We start from the raw sequence: 15,792 nt of genomic DNA, 5'->3' as shown, positions 1-15,792 counted from the left end.
TGGTCGTTTAATAAGCCCGGATGCTATTGCAGCTTGCTTCTTTTAACCTTATAAAAGCTGCACTTCAAGCTTGAATTCGGCATCTTATTCTAATGCCATCCTTTAAAAAATCTTACTATTGGAAAATCTGACTTTATTATTTATTAAGACTTGGGCATGTTTAGTTGATCCCAGCTTTTCCATTATACATTATATTCTAATTATCTGATTCTTAATATTATTCTCAAAAAGGGCTATTAAAACAAGACGTTGATTTTCTTCCTATTTGAGGTTCTAATAGAAAATCTGGGTTGATACTAAGTATTAAAACCCAGTGCGAGAATGTAATTCTTAGATTTATTTTTAATTCATTGAAGCTATTGAAGTAGTAATGGAAATTAATATTTTCTGAAATACCCTGCTATAAATATGGAAAAACTACTTGACTAAAACGATGAAGGTGACTAGCCTGTAGAGTGTAGCCAGCAAAGGGTGTAGCACTTTTTAGCTGGAACAACAAGAAGAGTAGTTTAGAAGGAAGGCTATCGATAAACCCTGAAGACAAAAAGGTTTTTATGGGATACTGCGATAGTTAACGAGTAAGGGTAATATGCTAGGAAAGATATTACTTTTTATAAGTGAATGAAAAACAGGAGGAAGTACAAATGGCAACAACATATGGAACGGGCAGCGCAGCGTCAAGCGCCCAAAGCTATGACACGTCGGTATGGTATGACTCAAAATGGTATAAATTTGGAATGGCTACCATGCTGCTGGTAGCGATATTCTGGATTTGGTATCAACGAACATTCGCGTATTCTCATGGTATGGACTCAATGGAGCCGGAATTTGATCGCGTATGGATGGGATTGTGGCGTGTTCACATGACTATTATGCCGTTATTTGCATTGATTACCTGGGGCTGGATTTGGAAAACCCGTGATACCAAAGAGCAACTGGACAATCTGGATCCAAAACTGGAAATCAAACGCTATTTTTACTGGATGATGTGGCTTGGTGTTTACCTCTTTGGCGTATACTGGGGTGGTAGCTTCTTCACCGAGCAAGATGCATCATGGCACCAGGTAATTATCCGGGATACTAGTTTTACTCCTAGCCATGTAGTCGTATTCTATGGTTCTTTCCCCATGTATATCGTATGTGGTGTGGCTTCATACCTGTACGCAATGACTCGCCTGCCTTTATACAGCAGAGGGATTTCCTTCCCACTGGTGTTGGCCATTGCAGGTCCGCTCATGATTCTGCCAAACGTAGGCTTGAATGAATGGGGTCATGCATTCTGGTTCATGGAAGAACTCTTCAGTGCACCATTGCATTGGGGCTTTGTGATTCTGGGCTGGTCGGGATTATTCGCAGGCGGTATTGCAGCTCAGATCATCACCCGTTACTCCAATCTGACAGACGTGGTTTGGAACAACGCTAACAAGGAAATCCTTAACAACCGGATTGTTCCTTAATTCTCTGGGTTTATACCTGCTTATCATTCCTGCTTCTGGCAAACCAGAAGTGGGAATGAAATAAAAGTGAGTCGACCTATGTGAGGGAAACATAGAATGGTCGGCGGTTAAAAACACTTAGAAAAGAAAGGAATCGTCATGTCATATTTAAATATTAAAAGCTTCAAAAGGGAGGGAGTTGAATCATGAATGAAAGTATAGTATGGGTACTAATATTCATACCTGTTTTGTTTCTATTTGTGCCATTGCTGTCAAAAAGTGAAGGCTACTTTGCAGATATGTTCAAAACCAAGGACATTCTGCAAGCTGCCAAGATGCCACCGGAAGCAATCCACATGTCGCGATCAATTGATCTGATTTATTTTCCGATTCTGTGCATACTGCTGGTTGGAACATACCACATGCATTTTATGTTGCTGGCAGGTGACTGGGATTTCTGGATGGATTGGAAAGACCGTCAATGGTGGCCGGTCGTGACCCCGATTGTAGGCATTACCTACTGTTCAGCCATCATGTATTACCTTTGGGTTAACTATCGTCAACCATTTGGCGCGACACTGTGTATCGTCTGTCTGCTGGTGGGAGAATGGCTAACACGTTACTGGGGTTTTTACTGGTGGTCGCACTATCCACTTAACTTCGTGACCCCTGGCATCATGCTCCCAGGCGCACTGATGCTGGATATCACTATGTATCTAACCCGTAACTGGCTGGTTACCGCGTTAGTCGGCGGTGGATTTTTTGGTTTGTTGTTTTATCCAGGAAACTGGCCAATTTTTGGACCCACCCATCTGCCAGTCGTAGCTGATGGTGTATTACTTTCAATGGCAGACTTCATGGGGCACCTGTATGTGCGTACCGGTACACCAGAATATGTCCGTAATATTGAGCAAGGCTCACTGCGTACCTTTGGTGGCCATACCACTGTCATTGCTGCCTTCTTTGCGGCGTTTGTATCTATGCTGATGTTCGTCGTCTGGTGGTATCTCGGTAAAATTTATTGCACAGCCTTCTACTATGTTAAAGGCAAAAGAGGACGTATCGTGCAAAGAGATGACGTTACCGCGTTTGGTGAAGAAGGTTTCGCACAGGGGATCAAATAATGAATTTAAAAAACATATACAAACGAAGCGTGCTGGGGCTTTACGGAGTCGCTTACGCAGCAGCAGCATTAGCAGTCCAGCCTGGTAGTCGATGTCACACCGGTGGCAGCCCACGGGGAACGTTCGCAAGAACCTTTCTTGCGGATGCGTACGGTACAATGGTATGACATCAAATGGTCACCAGAAGTCACCAAAGTCAATGACTCTGCCACGATCAAGGGTAAATTCCACCTGGCTGAGGATTGGCCGCGTGCAGCAGCTAAGCCAGATCGATCCTTCTTCAACGTAGGTAGCCCAAGCCCGGTGTTTGTGCGTATGAGCACCCGGATCAATGGCCAGCCCTGGTTCATCGCCGGGCCATTGGAAATTGGTCGTGACTATGAAGTTGAAGTCAACCTGAGAGCACGTATTCCAGGTCGTCATCACATGCATGCGATGTTGAATGTGAAGGATGCTGGCCCGATCGCAGGACCCGGTGCATGGATGAATATCACAGGTAGCTGGGACGACTTTACCAACCCGGTCAAATTATTGACGGGCGAAACCGTTGATACCGAAACCTTCAACTTTGCCAATGGGATGACCTGGCACATTATCTGGATGACGTTAGCCTGCTTCTGGATCGGCATCTTTGTGGCACGTCCCATGTTCCTGCCACGTAGCCGTGTGTTGTTGGCTTATGGTGATGACCCGCTGGTGGATCCGCTGGACACAAAACTGGCCTGGGGTGTTGCCATTGCAACGATCGCATTGGTGTGGGGCGGCTATCGCTACACGGAAACTAAACATCCGTATACCGTGCCCATCCAGGCAGGTGAATCCAAAGTAGCGCCGTTGCCGGTTGCACCCAACCCAGTCGCTATTCGCGTAACTTACGCTAACTATGACGTACCGGGACGTGCACTGCGTGTGACTATGGAAGTGACTAACAATGGTGACAGCCCAGTCACATTTGGAGAATTCACCACAGCGGGTATTCGTTTCATCAACTCCACTGGCCGTCAATATCTTGATCCATCCTATCCACGGGAATTGATCGCAATCGGCTTGACGTTTGATGACGAATCAGCGATTCAACCTGGTGAAACTAAAGAAATCAAAATGGAAGCTAAGGACGCCTTATGGGAAATTCAACGTCTGATGGCGCTGTTGGGTGATCCGGAAAGCCGTTTTGGTGGTTTGTTGATGTCTTGGGATGAAAATGGAAATCGCCACATTAATAGTATTGCTGGTGCGGTTATCCCGGTCTTTACCAAGCTTTAATAAATAGCAGAAAGCAACACAAACCGGTGCACCCCTGTCGAGAGGCAGCAAGGTGTGCCGGTTTTTTTTTAAACCATAATAGTTTTAATCATCAATAGGAGAATTGTCGTGGTAAAGCAATTAACACAAGCGGGTATTGCGGCTTTCGTTCTTGTTGCGATGCTTTACGCGGGTAGTGTAATTGCCCACGGAAAAGTTTCTTTAGAGGAAGATCCATGTACGCGCCAAATAAATGAAAATATGGTGCATCTAAGTACTTATCAGCCGCAACATGACAAAAGCGCGCATTATTGTACCGAGATCCCGTTAGCAGGCGATACCTATTTAGTCATCGATCTGATTGATGCTGCCATACGTAACATGCCTGTCAAAGTCAACGTTTATCGTGGTAGTGAGACAGAGGGAGAAAGCGTGCTGCAGTTGCCTGCAGAACTGCATCCCGATGGCGTCATTAACGGCATAACTAACCTGGAAAAAGGGTTATATTCAGTGATTGTGACGGCAGAAGGCGTTCCACCGCTAAAATATCAATATCGACTGCGGGTGGAAATGGTAGATTATATGAAGATAGTGCGTGCTTCCATTCTGCCTGTGATGGTATTGCTGCTATTGGCATGGCTTATCTATAAAATCAAGCCATTGCAACGGTTGCGCAAATGGCGAACGGCACAACGCTCACAAGATTAAAGTAAGTGTACTGCCAAAGAAATGATCCTATAATAAAAATATTATTATCGCCCTGGGGAGAGAAGAGTGTTTGTAAACGTAATGAAATCTATCTATAAATCAATGTTACTGGTTGCATTAGGCATGATGTATTCCATGCAGCTGTCTGCGCATGGTGGACTGTCACTGGCTGAGGATATGTGCAAGCTTACGATCGGGCCTTACACCATGCATTTTACGGGTTACCAGCCTGAGAGCACGCAAGAGCAGGAGTTTTGTGAAGATATTCCCATGACAGGCCGCACCGTGGTGGCACTGGATTACATCAATGAGGAGCTGCGGCCTATGACCACCGAAGTGCGCATCATACGGGATACCGGGTCAGAAGAGAATCCGGATGCCGCAACCATCTTTCATATACCACCGAAAGTCTATTCGAATGGATCGGTGACCTTTGAGCATACCTTTCCGGAGCCAGGCAAATTTGTAGGACTGGTCACAGTAAGAGGTGACAAGGAAGAATATGTTTCACGCTTTCCGTTTGCTGTGGGAACAGGTGGAAAATCGAACCTGCCTTATATCATCGGTGTCATCCTGCTGGCAGTGGCTGCTGCCTTCTTCTTGATGCGCGGCAAAAAGAATAAAGCAGCAACAGCTTAGCTAAAATTAGCGCGGCTTAATGTTTGATTAATTGGCGTTAATCGTATTCAGAACTGATTTTCATCAAGAATATTACTCATTATTGCGCTTTGCTTTAGATAATAATTATGGCTCTAGACTAGCAGGAATGCTTTGTTAGTCTAGAACCTAATTTAAATATTAATACCCCTTAGCAGACGGTTGAAAAACGTACTCAAGTAATGTATGTTATTCTATCTCTAAATAAAAAATGACTTTGTCGGCTTCACGCTGTTTTATTGATACTGTCTGTGGCTCGCCTTCGCGTCATGTTTGATTTCAAAGTGGAATAACTAACCGATGCTCTGAAGAATACCTCATGCGCCTTTCTAAATCCGGGATTTTTGCGTAATCAGTGATCAAGACGTTCGATTATCTGCTGCGCTTGCTTGTTCTTAGGAAACATCAGCCAATTTCATATTCTTGGACAAATACAGTCAATAGTAGGGGAGTACAGGGAAGAAGGCTGTTTCCGGCTCTGAGGCGATAGTTTCATGCTCTGCAAATTCATTTCTTGAACCCTTTTTCTTAAATTCTATTCAAACTTTTATAGGAAATTAGGGTTAAGTTAATTTTTGCGAGACCAGCAAGGAGGATGATTTATAGACTGATACCCAACCGGATGGGCAGTTAAATAATGGTTGAACAAGTACTCCAGTCAGATTTCCAGTTATTACTCTACAGACAGAATGGTATGGTACATACCTTATCGTTCTTGCCTCATTCGATAAGTCTCAGATCTTTTATGATTATGGTAGAGCCTCTTCTTGTTGCTTTTTCTCAGGTTTTACTAAATCCTCGCGTTTGACCCCTAGTAACATCAGAAGTGGACTTGCAACGAGCACAGAAGAGTAAATGCCAAACAAAATACCGATGGTTAATGCCAGTGCAAAATAATACAAGGTCTCACCACCAAAAAGAAGCATAGATACAACCACTGCCTCTGTGCTGCCGTGAGTAATAATGGTACGAGACATTGTTCGCGTTATAGCATTATTAATAATTTGAGTTGCTGGTGCCTTACGCATCTTACGAAAATTTTCTCGAATGCGATCAAATACAACAACGGATTCATTTACTGAGTAGCCGAGAACAGCCAGGATTGCAGCAAGAACGGTAAGGGAAAACTCCCATTGAAAGTAAGCAAAAAAACCTAAAATAATAATCACATCATGCAAATTTGCGATAATACCAGCAACACCGAATTTCCATTCAAAGCGCATTGCTAGATACGCCACGATGCCAAGCGATACAAACAGTAAAGCTAATGCGCCATTTTCTAGTAATTCATCGCCTACCTGAGGGCCGACAAATTCCACTCGACGTATTTGTATAGATTCATCTAATTCTTTAAGGGAAGCTATTACAGTTTCTGATAGTTTAGCGCTAGAAAGCTGATGCTTAGCTGGTAATCGAATCAATACATCGCGAGAAGTACCAAAATTTTGTACTGAAGCATCAGGTATTCCGAGTGTAACAAAGATTGATCTAATTCTATCGAGATTAGCGGGTTGCGCATAACTTACTTCAAGAACCGTTCCACCGGTAAAATCAACCCCTAAGTTTAATCCTTTTGTAACAATAAAAAAAAGCGAGATAGCAAAAGTCAATAATGAAATAGTAGTTGTATATTTTCCCCAACTCATAAAGGGAATATCACGTTCAAATTTAAAAAATTCCATAGTTTAAGAATCCTGATTAGCTATTTCAGATTAGACTTCTGTGGTCTCTGATACAAGTAAAACTTAATATTTGTCTATTATCATTAACGCTTTACTGCTTTGGGTTTCCAGACGGTACCAATTGAAATTTTTTCCAATTTACGATGCCCACCATATATCAGGTTGACCATCGCACGAGATACAGTTACTGCTGTGAATACAGAAGTTAGAATACCCAAACAAAGTACGACTGCAAATCCTTTAACTGGACCTGAACCAAAAGCAAATAATGCAATCCCTGCAATGAGTGTGGTGATATTTGAATCTACAATAGTTCCAAACGCTCGCTCGTAGCCAGCACTGATGGCGAGTTGTGGCGTTAAGCCATTACGAAGCTCATCACGAATACGCTCATTTATAAGAACATTGGCATCAATCGCCATGCCGACTGTAAGTGCAATTGCAGCCATTCCAGGAAGGGTTAGTGTCGCTTGCAAAATGGAAAGAAGGCTGATCAGCAATAAAAGATTTGCCCCAAGTGCAAGAATAGAAATCACGCCAATTGCTCTATAGTAAAGCATGATGAAAATGGCTACTGCTAGAAAACCAAACAATGTCGAGTTGAATCCTCTGCTGATATTGTCAGCACCCAGACTAGGCCCTACCGTGCGTTCTTCAATAATTTCCATTGGCGCAGCTAATGCACCAGCTCGTAATAATAGAGCAACATCACGAGCTTCCATACTGCTCATTCGACCACTTATCTGAACACGTCCACCGCCGATTTCCTCGCGAATGACAGGTGCAGTGACAACCTCTGCACGATTTTTCTCAACAAGTAAAATTGCCATACGTTTGCCGACATTATTCCGTGTCAGTTGCTTGAAAATGCGTGCACCATTGCTGTCAAGGGTAACGTGAACAGCTGGTTGATTGTCGCTATCAAACCCGGGTTGTGCATCCGTAATACGATCACCGGTCAATAATATTTGCTTTTTTACCAGAATTGCGCCGCCATCACGTTCAGTAAGAAGCTCGGTACCAAATGGAATCTGCCCCCTTAACGCTGCGTCAATGTCGTTTTCATCATCTACCATCCTGATTTCCAGAGTCGCTGTTCTTCCTAGAATATCTTTTGCTTTGGCCGTATCTTGAACGCCAGGTAATTGCACGATGACACGATCGGTACCAGCTTGCTGAATAACAGGCTCTGCGACACCGAGCTCATTTACACGATTACGCAACGTAGAAATGTTTTGTTGTATGGTGGCACTTTGCATACGTGTTTGTGCTTCTGGCTTAATCGATACGAGCAGGCGAAAATCTCTTCCTGTATCCTGGGTGCGCACATCCAGATCAGAATATATTTTCTTGAGTTCGGCTTCAGCTTTTGAACGTAATAGCTCATCTCTGAATTTGATGATGAGTTGTGAATCTTGTCGATCAAGGCCAGCAGATGATATTTTCTGTTCACGTAAGGTGCTGCGAATATCGCTGCTATAGCGATCCAGCGCTTTGGATAATGCTCCATCCATATCTGTTTGCAGCAAAAAATGGACTCCGCCGCGTAAATCAAGCCCTAGATACATGGGTAATCCACCTAGACTATTCAACCATTCTGGAGAATTTGGAATAAGATTGAGCGCTACAATGTAATCGGTGCCAAGCTCCGATTGCAGAATATCTCTTGCCTTAATTTGAACATCCGTATCAGCAAAACGAATTTTGATACTATTTCCCTCGACAAGTGTTCCTTCATTGATGAGGCCATGTTTTTTAAGCGTACCTTCTACTTTCTGTAATAGTGGTAAGCCAGCCTCTGCTGTAATTCGCAGCGGTGAAATTTGTATTGCGGGTGATTCGCCATAAAAATTGGGTAAGGTATAAAGCAACCCAACAAGAAGCGTAATCGCAATAATTAAATTTTTCCAGAGAGGATAGCGGTTCATGGTATCAAAAATGAATTTAAAAAAGAAAATAGGGGGGGATAAATCACTCTAATTTTTATTGGATTTTTCCGCTTTTGTCGCTACTTTCTTTTTGCGACTCGTTAAGCGGTGCTACGCTCATATTCTCATCGCTACTTTCTTGAGTGTCGCTTGCTTTTTGCAATTTGTTAGTTTTAAGCGCTCTATTACTTTTGCCGGTATCGATACTTTTTAGCGTTCCTTTGGGCAATAAGGTCTGTACGCCAGCCTTGAGGACTGTAATTTCCACACTGGGTGCTATTTCCACCATAATATAGTTTTCTCCCACACTCGTAACACGACCTAGTTCGCCCCCACTAATGATAATTTCATCGCCTTTTTGCAATCCTTCTCTCATTAACTTTTGTTCCTTGGCGCGCTTAGATTGTGGGCGAATCAATAAAAAATAAAAAATAACAAGAATCCCAATTAACGGCAGGAGACTCATTAAGCTTGGTTCAGCTTGAGCGCCATTAGCAGCTTGAGCAAAGGCTTCACTAATCAACATGATATTTTCTCCTGAAAAAAAGGTTAAAAATTATATTCTAACACGCTGTAGCATTATGCTTGAAATTCTCGTTCGTATTGCTCAAATTGGCCAAGCTCAATTGCTGTGCGAATGTCACTCATGAGCTGCTGATAGTAATAAAGGTTATGTAGTGTGTTCAGGCGTGCGCCAAGAATCTCGTTTGTTCGTTGTAAATGATGTAAGTAAGCACGCGTAAAATGACGGCAAGTATAGCAGGGACATTGTTCATCTGGTGATGAGGTATCCAGGCGATATCGACTATTCCGTAGTTTAATAATGCCATTTCGTGTATAGAGCCAGCCATTGCGCGCATTGCGTGTCGGTAAAACACAGTCAAACATATCAATGCCTTGTGCGACTGCATGGACAATATCTGCTGGCGTACCCACTCCCATCAAGTATCGGGGTTTATCAGGTGGTAATTGTGGTGCAACATACGTAAGTATACGCTGCATGTCTGCTTTGGGTTCACCTACAGACAGTCCGCCAATAGCGTAACCATCAAAACCTATCTGCTGTAAACCAGCGAGAGACTGGTCACGCAAATTTTCATGCATTCCCCCCTGAACAATACCAAAAAGTGCATTGGAATTGCCATCGTGGGCACGTTTTGATCGCTCCGCCCAACGTAAGCTAAGTTCCATAGAGGTTTTTGCAATCGGAATATCAACTGGATAGGGGGTGCATTCATCAAAAATCATGACAATATCAGAGTTGAGTATACGCTGAATACGCATGGATTCTTCAGGCGTTAAGAAACACATATCACCATTTACCGGTGAGCGGAATGCGACGCCTTTCTCGTTGATTTTACGCAATTTACCGAGACTAAAAACCTGGAAGCCGCCTGAATCAGTGAGTATGGGACCATTCCATCCCATGAAGCGGTGTAGCCCTCCATGTGTTTCAATAACGTCTAAACCAGGGCGTAACCATAAATGGAAAGTATTGCCTAATATTATTTTTGCATTAATTTCCTGTAATTCACTCGGTGATACAGTTTTGACTGCTCCATATGTTCCTACCGGCATGAAAGCAGGTGTTTCCACTTTACCGTGGGCAAGTGTCAATGTTCCCCGTCTGGCTTTATTATCAATGTGATGCAGTTCAAATTTCATACTTTTTTTCGATAAGCATGGCATCACCATAACTAAAGAAGTGATAGCGTTGGCTAATGGCATGCTGATAGGCGCAACGAATATTTTCCATGCCGGCAAAAGCAGATACCATCATAAGTAAGGTAGAGCGTGGTAAATGGAAGTTAGTAAGCAATCGATCCACGATGCGGAAGTTAAAACCAGGTGTAATAAAAAGGTTGGTTTCACCATGCCCTGACTTTAGTTCCCCATTATTGGCGTTAGCACAAGCTTCCAAAGCACGCAGGGAGGTGCTGCCGACTGCTAGCACGCGATTGCCGATCTGCTTGGCTTGTTGAATGGCATCGATCGTTTCTGCTGGTATGTGATAAATCTCTGTGTGCATTTGATGATTCAATATATTATCAGTTCGAACAGGTTGAAATGTTCCAGCGCCGACATGTAACGTTACATAGGCGATGATTACCCCCAATTCATGCAATTTTGCTAGCATTGTTTCATCAAAATGTAGCCCTGCGGTAGGCGCAGCGACAGCACCCATCTCTTTTGCAAAAATCGTCTGATAACGTTCTTCATCCAGCTGGGTGGCTTGTCGCTCAATATAAGGTGGTAATGGCAGATTACCGTATTGCTCCAGTAATTCAATGACTGGAAGTTCATGTGCGAAGTGCAGTATATATAAATTTTGTTCATGCCCTTGAACAACTGCGTTAATTTTGTTCCCCAGCAATAAACTTGATCCGATTTTGGGAGCATGGCTGGCACGTATCATTGCCAAAACATGATGAGAATCAAGCACTCGTTCTACCATTACTTCTATCTTGCCACCAGTCTGCTTGCTACCCCATAGTCGCGCTTTGATGACTCGAGTATTATTAAAAACAATCACATCACCAGCGCGCAGGTATGTTGTTAGATCAACGAATAATGCATCTTGAAATTTGTTACTCGGACTATCCAAATAGAGCAGGCGGCTGTCTACTCGATGCTGAGGCGGAAACTGCGCAATCAAATCATTGGGTAGAAAAAAATCAAAATCCTGAATTTTCATCACTCTTATTATACAGGTGTGCTCAATCTATTCGCACGTTTCCCCATATTTGAATATATGCTGTGCTAAGGACAGATCATTCTTTTAGCTAAAGCTGCTGCAATTATGAAAATGTAAAAAAATCTACTTCATAATATTCAGGTAACTGCATTGAGAGATATTATTTATATTTAGCTTATATCTACTTGATATTTATTGGGATTGAGCTTGATTTTCTTTGTTCTTGCATCACATGCTGCAATTTTTCCCGAGCTCTATGTTGCTGTACCCGCTATTTTCAGTAATAATTGCGCCTCACCCGAAAAAAATAAGCGGTGGCCGGGATGGCGGAATTGGTAGACGCACGGGACTCAAAATCCCGCGATGGTAACATCATGGGGGTTCGATTCCCCCTCCCGGCACCAAATAAAAACAATAAGTTAGAATTGATCATCGTCAGAATGTGTCTGCTCGTTTTTTGTCTTTTGCGGAAATTTTCCGCAATTCCTCATTTTGTTGGTTTAACTTTCTCGCCTTTTCTACCACGAATATAATGCTCAGTCGTTGTGATATTAGAGTGCCCAAGTTGCTTCTGAGCTTGTCTGATATCACCAGATGATTCTGTTTTATCAGTTCCAGCTTTTGCCCTCAAATCCCTAAATTGGAACGAGTCCTTATCTACCCCGGCCTTATCACGCGCCTTATGGAACTGATCTTGCAGCGCCCTTAACTTGATTGGTTGTCCTGTTTCATTAACAATTAGATGCATGCTTATCACTTTATAGCTAGCTTTCCTTGCGGATATCCTAGCCAATAATGTTGTCAGCTCACCCTCAATGATGATCCTAAGCTTTGCGCCCGTTTTGTTCTGGACAACACACAGCGCTCCATCGTCTATATCTCTCTCTGTCATTTTGAGAACGTCAGATGGGCGCTGACCGGTTAGATAAGCTAAATCCATTGCATCTTTAAGTGGTTGCTCGGCTGCGTCATACACATCGCTATACATGCGATCAGTGATATAAACGCTTTTCCTTCCTTTCTCTTTTGCGCCACGGATTCCAGCGCAAGGATTGGGACGTGATGTGTATCCCCACTCACGTGCTTTATTGAATATGTGACTAAATAAAGCCTTTTCTCTTTTTGCCCTGACAGCTGCACCTGATTGCGTTCGCATATCAATGTACTGCCTGATATGGATCGGCTCTATTTCGTCAAGTGGGGCAGGGGGATTGTCGAAGAATTTATACAGCATCTGCAATTCGCGAAGGTTATCCTTCTGTGTCGCAGGCGCTTTGGTCGGCAATACTTCCTTGATATACCGCTCTGCAACGTACCGAAACGTCATCACCTGGTGATGGATAGGCTTGGCATCAATCTCTAATTCAGCCCACTTTTTGACTGCCATTGCGTAATCTTTACCAAGCGGTATCTCTTTGCGTGGTTTGCCGCCAGCATCATAAAAATAATAGATAGACTTGCCACGCTTTCTGGCTCGCATGCGTCTAGGCAAATTTTTATGAGCGTAAGGAAGTCTCCCCATGATTTTTACCCAGCAAAATTAGGCTGCCATTTTTTATTAATCTGTGGCGCTGGCTGACCTGTCCATGCTGTTTTGGCTACAATAGGTCGTCCCGCTCCATTTACGATAAATGCAATGCCGCGATCTCTCAAGAATTCAATCTGCAATGATTTTTTTATACCCGGTTAGCTCTTCTAGATCTGATTTGCTTAACCAGATACTTTCCGATGTCTGTTCCATAAATTACAACCCCTTGCTTTCCTCATCAGTTTATTGGTCACTTTAAAGTATTCGTTTATTACCTGATGTATTACCAATCTTCTCTTCTTGCTTGAGTTCTTCTAAAGGTCTGCACATTTCAACAGTATCAATTTCATCTACGTAGCAGATAACCACTTTAAGTTCATGCTTTGGATTCGGTAAAATCAATTGCATGCCTATCATTCCAAAAGAAACACACGCTCCTATAATGATGAATGCGCATGCATGGATGACGAAACTTCTTATATCTTTAAGCATCATGCTCCTCTCTTTTTATTGTTGTTATCTATTCTTGTATCCCTGATGCCCTCAAGCACCAGGGCTTCCCTTCGGTAGTGGCACATTCAAGCCTGCCGTGGGTCAGGCTCCTGATATACCGCGACGGCGAATTACGTACCGTTGCCCCCATGTGCCATGGGTGATCATATAATAATGTTGTCAAACAGCTTGTTGATTAGCTGGCTACTTATCTCTCTGTTGTTTTGGCTATCATCCACGGCGCCAATTACCACGTCTTCAGTGATGACTGGATCAGCAGCTGGATGACCGCCGATAATGGCCGCCATAGCTCGCTCAGGGAATTTGATGATTTGATTGTAGACTCGCATTTAATTTATCTTTTTGGTGTTGGTTCATTAACTTTTCATAACTCACAACAATATGGTGATATTATGTAAATTCACTTCACAATGTTGCCGAGAAACGACAATGAGTAATCCGGCTGTAGGATGGGCTGTGTATCCATGGGATGTAGGCAAGGTCTCATATAATGAAAATCTATGTGATTCATCTTGCGCTACGCTGCCGAATATAGGTGATTTAATCATTAGACCTTGCCTTGTTCGTCCTGAGACATATGAGCCAATTTCTGTACGTGTTGATGAGATCTTGGATCCAGATGAAACAGAACCTCATACTCTCGTTTTTCTGGTGGTCCCGGTAAATTTGCTAAATTAAATCCGCTCCTTCCCACCGCCAGCGCGGTGCACATAACTGGTTAATTTGGGTTCAGTGCGGTTAACGTCTGCCAGCTCACGTCGATCATCTGTATCGTCATCATCGATGTCATTAGATTCGTCTGACGATGAATCTATGATTTTGTCGTGCATAAATGATGTGGTTTTCTTTTTGTAATGTTTGGCGTAGTCTGCTTCCACTTTGCCTGAGTTGATGATGACTTGAGCGGTGTCAGAGATCGCTTTGGCGTGCTCGATGTCGATTGTTTTATCTTTCAATCCGCGCAGCGTATCGAATAGGATGGCGCGCAGTTCGGTGATGTTGTTTTGATTATTCATTGTTGATGATCCTGTTGATTTCTTTGTTCATCAGGTGAACTTCCCTGATTTCTTTCGGATAATTGCTGAATGAATGTTCGCGTATGACGTCACTTCTGCTGGTCAGTACCAGATTGTTGATGTCTACGTTGTCCTTGTCCCCATCGGCATAGCGCAAGGTCATGCCATGCGGTACCGGCTTGCCGTGGTGCTTCTCCCATATGACATGCGAGAGCACCTGGAATTTGCCTTGGTGCCAGACTTCCAGATAACCGTTACGATTTTTTCTGATTCGGCCAAAGCCTGGCATCTGGTATTGTTTTAACGCTGGATTGAGGGTGAGTCCTTTGTTCCAGGGATTTGCATTTTTGGTATAGATGCCCTGGTAATAGCGCTCTGATTTATGTAATCCTTTTTTCATGGCTTTGGCTCTGATCTTGACATGATCAAAGCGCCCTCTGAACAGCTTGACCAATGCTTTGTGGTGGCTGTTGGGGTAGAGATGCGCCAACAGTTTTTCCTCGTCTTTAGACCAGAGGGTATACATTTATTAGCTCACGGCAGGTTTCTAATATGTTGTTGCTCATAGCATCTCCCTTGTTGTTAAATCTGTGGGCTTAAACTCAGCCCATTCATGAACCTCTATGCATAAAATCGTAAAACTCGTAATACAGGATGCTATTAATATTGCGAGCCCGTCTTATTGATTCGAGTACGGATAATTTGCGCTCACGCCAGAACCTAAAACGCTCCCAAAAACTCATGTCTGCGGCCTCACATAATCAAACTTGTGTGCAATGTGTGCTAATTGCTTTTCTTTTCTTCTGCCAACAAATCCCATAACCACTTCCATAAAAATTATTTAATTGAATCTTTGATGCTTTTATAGATTTCAGGATGCTGCTCCTTGAGCATTCTTACTATCTCCAGATCGATTCTTTTAGCTTTAGCCAAATCTACCTCTTCAACATAAATCAGTCTCACCAGCTCTCTTACTGGTTTTGGCATGCTTTTACCCGACTCATATTTTGATCCGCCTGTTTGCGTAATTCCCACCGCGCTCCAAAATTCTGTCTGGCTCAGGCCAAACTTAAGCCTAAGTTCACGAAGATTTTCTATATTGCTGAATTGCTTGCTCATATCAATAACCTTTATTAACTATCACGATCGGGATCGTAACAGTTTTTTAATGACATAGGCATGGTCGGGATCGTATATCAACAGGATCAGTTTTACTTCCAAGCCATGCAAAATCACGGCCATACAACTTCCCTGTGCATCTAA

The 15,792-nt window shown here is 43.1% G+C and carries 17 protein-coding genes and 1 tRNA gene; 6 read left to right on the top strand and 12 right to left on the bottom strand.

The features are described 5' to 3' along the window. Positions 1-644 precede the first annotated feature (644 nt). The 5 genes from AAW31_RS05385 (at position 645) to AAW31_RS05365 (ending at position 5,149) form a co-directional block, all read left to right on the top strand. On the top strand, positions 645-1,457 hold the full coding sequence (locus tag AAW31_RS05385; protein WP_046851396.1) for a methane monooxygenase/ammonia monooxygenase subunit C: 813 nt from the start codon (positions 645-647) through the stop codon (positions 1,455-1,457). 185 nt (positions 1,458-1,642) lie between these two features. Continuing rightward, entirely contained in the window at positions 1,643-2,560 is a 918-nt protein-coding gene (locus AAW31_RS05380; protein WP_235264445.1) for a methane monooxygenase/ammonia monooxygenase subunit A, read from the top strand. Positions 2,561-2,662: 102 nt separating this feature from the next. Beyond that, positions 2,663-3,823, top strand: a complete 1,161-nt coding sequence (locus AAW31_RS05375) for a methane monooxygenase/ammonia monooxygenase subunit B (protein WP_235264501.1) — start codon at positions 2,663-2,665, stop codon at positions 3,821-3,823. Positions 3,824-3,931: 108 nt separating this feature from the next. Beyond that, positions 3,932-4,510, top strand: coding sequence for a hypothetical protein (locus AAW31_RS05370; protein ID WP_046848826.1), 579 nt, complete (start codon positions 3,932-3,934; stop codon positions 4,508-4,510). A gap of 81 nt (positions 4,511-4,591) precedes the next feature. Further along, the gene (locus tag AAW31_RS05365; RefSeq protein WP_046849449.1) at positions 4,592-5,149 is read left to right on the top strand and encodes an LPXTG cell wall anchor domain-containing protein; all 558 of its coding nucleotides are present in this window, start codon (positions 4,592-4,594) and stop codon (positions 5,147-5,149) included. Between the two features lie 767 nt (positions 5,150-5,916). Here AAW31_RS05365 and secF read toward each other — a convergent pair. The 5 genes from secF to queA form a co-directional block, all read right to left on the bottom strand. Then, a complete protein-coding gene (gene secF / locus AAW31_RS05360) occupies positions 5,917-6,849 on the bottom strand; it encodes a protein translocase subunit SecF (protein ID WP_046849448.1) in 933 nt (310 codons plus the stop codon). A gap of 83 nt (positions 6,850-6,932) precedes the next feature. Beyond that, on the bottom strand, positions 6,933-8,777 hold the full coding sequence (gene secD / locus AAW31_RS05355) for a protein translocase subunit SecD (RefSeq protein WP_046849447.1): 1,845 nt from the start codon (positions 8,775-8,777) through the stop codon (positions 6,933-6,935). 55 nt (positions 8,778-8,832) lie between these two features. Continuing rightward, positions 8,833-9,303 (bottom strand): preprotein translocase subunit YajC, encoded by a 471-nt coding sequence (yajC, locus tag AAW31_RS05350; protein WP_046849446.1) that lies wholly within the window; start codon positions 9,301-9,303, stop codon positions 8,833-8,835. A 53-nt stretch (positions 9,304-9,356) separates the two neighbouring features. Continuing rightward, positions 9,357-10,442, bottom strand: a complete 1,086-nt coding sequence (tgt, locus tag AAW31_RS05345) for a tRNA guanosine(34) transglycosylase Tgt (RefSeq protein WP_046849445.1) — start codon at positions 10,440-10,442, stop codon at positions 9,357-9,359. Further along, complete coding sequence (gene queA / locus AAW31_RS05340) at positions 10,432-11,472, bottom strand: tRNA preQ1(34) S-adenosylmethionine ribosyltransferase-isomerase QueA (RefSeq protein ID WP_046849444.1); 1,041 nt, start codon at positions 11,470-11,472, stop codon at positions 10,432-10,434. Before queA ends, tgt begins: the two co-directional genes overlap by 11 nt. Positions 11,473-11,789: 317 nt before the next feature. On the opposite strand from queA, the gene AAW31_RS05335 reads away from it, so the two are divergent. Continuing rightward, positions 11,790-11,876 (top strand) — tRNA-Leu (locus AAW31_RS05335). An 83-nt stretch (positions 11,877-11,959) separates the two neighbouring features. On the opposite strand, the gene AAW31_RS05330 is transcribed toward AAW31_RS05335, so the two are convergent. From AAW31_RS05330 to AAW31_RS05300, 7 genes are all read right to left on the bottom strand, one after another. After that, the gene (locus AAW31_RS05330) at positions 11,960-12,994 is read right to left on the bottom strand and encodes a tyrosine-type recombinase/integrase (protein ID WP_046849443.1); all 1,035 of its coding nucleotides are present in this window, start codon (positions 12,992-12,994) and stop codon (positions 11,960-11,962) included. A gap of 5 nt (positions 12,995-12,999) precedes the next feature. After that, complete coding sequence (locus AAW31_RS19610; protein WP_158441405.1) at positions 13,000-13,140, bottom strand: DUF4224 domain-containing protein; 141 nt, start codon at positions 13,138-13,140, stop codon at positions 13,000-13,002. A gap of 115 nt (positions 13,141-13,255) precedes the next feature. Then, on the bottom strand, positions 13,256-13,495 hold the full coding sequence (locus tag AAW31_RS05325) for a hypothetical protein (RefSeq protein WP_046849442.1): 240 nt from the start codon (positions 13,493-13,495) through the stop codon (positions 13,256-13,258). A gap of 161 nt (positions 13,496-13,656) precedes the next feature. Beyond that, on the bottom strand, positions 13,657-13,842 hold the full coding sequence (locus AAW31_RS05320; protein WP_046849441.1) for a hypothetical protein: 186 nt from the start codon (positions 13,840-13,842) through the stop codon (positions 13,657-13,659). A 345-nt stretch (positions 13,843-14,187) separates the two neighbouring features. Continuing rightward, on the bottom strand, positions 14,188-14,529 hold the full coding sequence (locus tag AAW31_RS21805; protein WP_071414739.1) for a hypothetical protein: 342 nt from the start codon (positions 14,527-14,529) through the stop codon (positions 14,188-14,190). Further along, positions 14,522-15,055 carry an HNH endonuclease gene (locus tag AAW31_RS05305; RefSeq protein WP_046849439.1) on the bottom strand — a complete coding sequence of 178 codons (534 nt, stop codon included), beginning with the start codon at positions 15,053-15,055 and terminating at the stop codon, positions 14,522-14,524. The genes AAW31_RS21805 and AAW31_RS05305 overlap by 8 nt, the downstream gene beginning before the upstream one ends. A gap of 311 nt (positions 15,056-15,366) precedes the next feature. After that, positions 15,367-15,648 (bottom strand): helix-turn-helix domain-containing protein, encoded by a 282-nt coding sequence (locus AAW31_RS05300; RefSeq protein WP_046849438.1) that lies wholly within the window; start codon positions 15,646-15,648, stop codon positions 15,367-15,369. Positions 15,649-15,792 lie beyond the last annotated feature (144 nt).

The organism is Nitrosomonas communis (assembly GCF_001007935.1).
Taxonomy (GTDB): domain Bacteria; phylum Pseudomonadota; class Gammaproteobacteria; order Burkholderiales; family Nitrosomonadaceae; genus Nitrosomonas; species Nitrosomonas communis.
The sequence above is the reverse complement of the archived record's forward strand: the minus strand, read 5'-3'. Positions and strand labels throughout refer to the sequence as shown.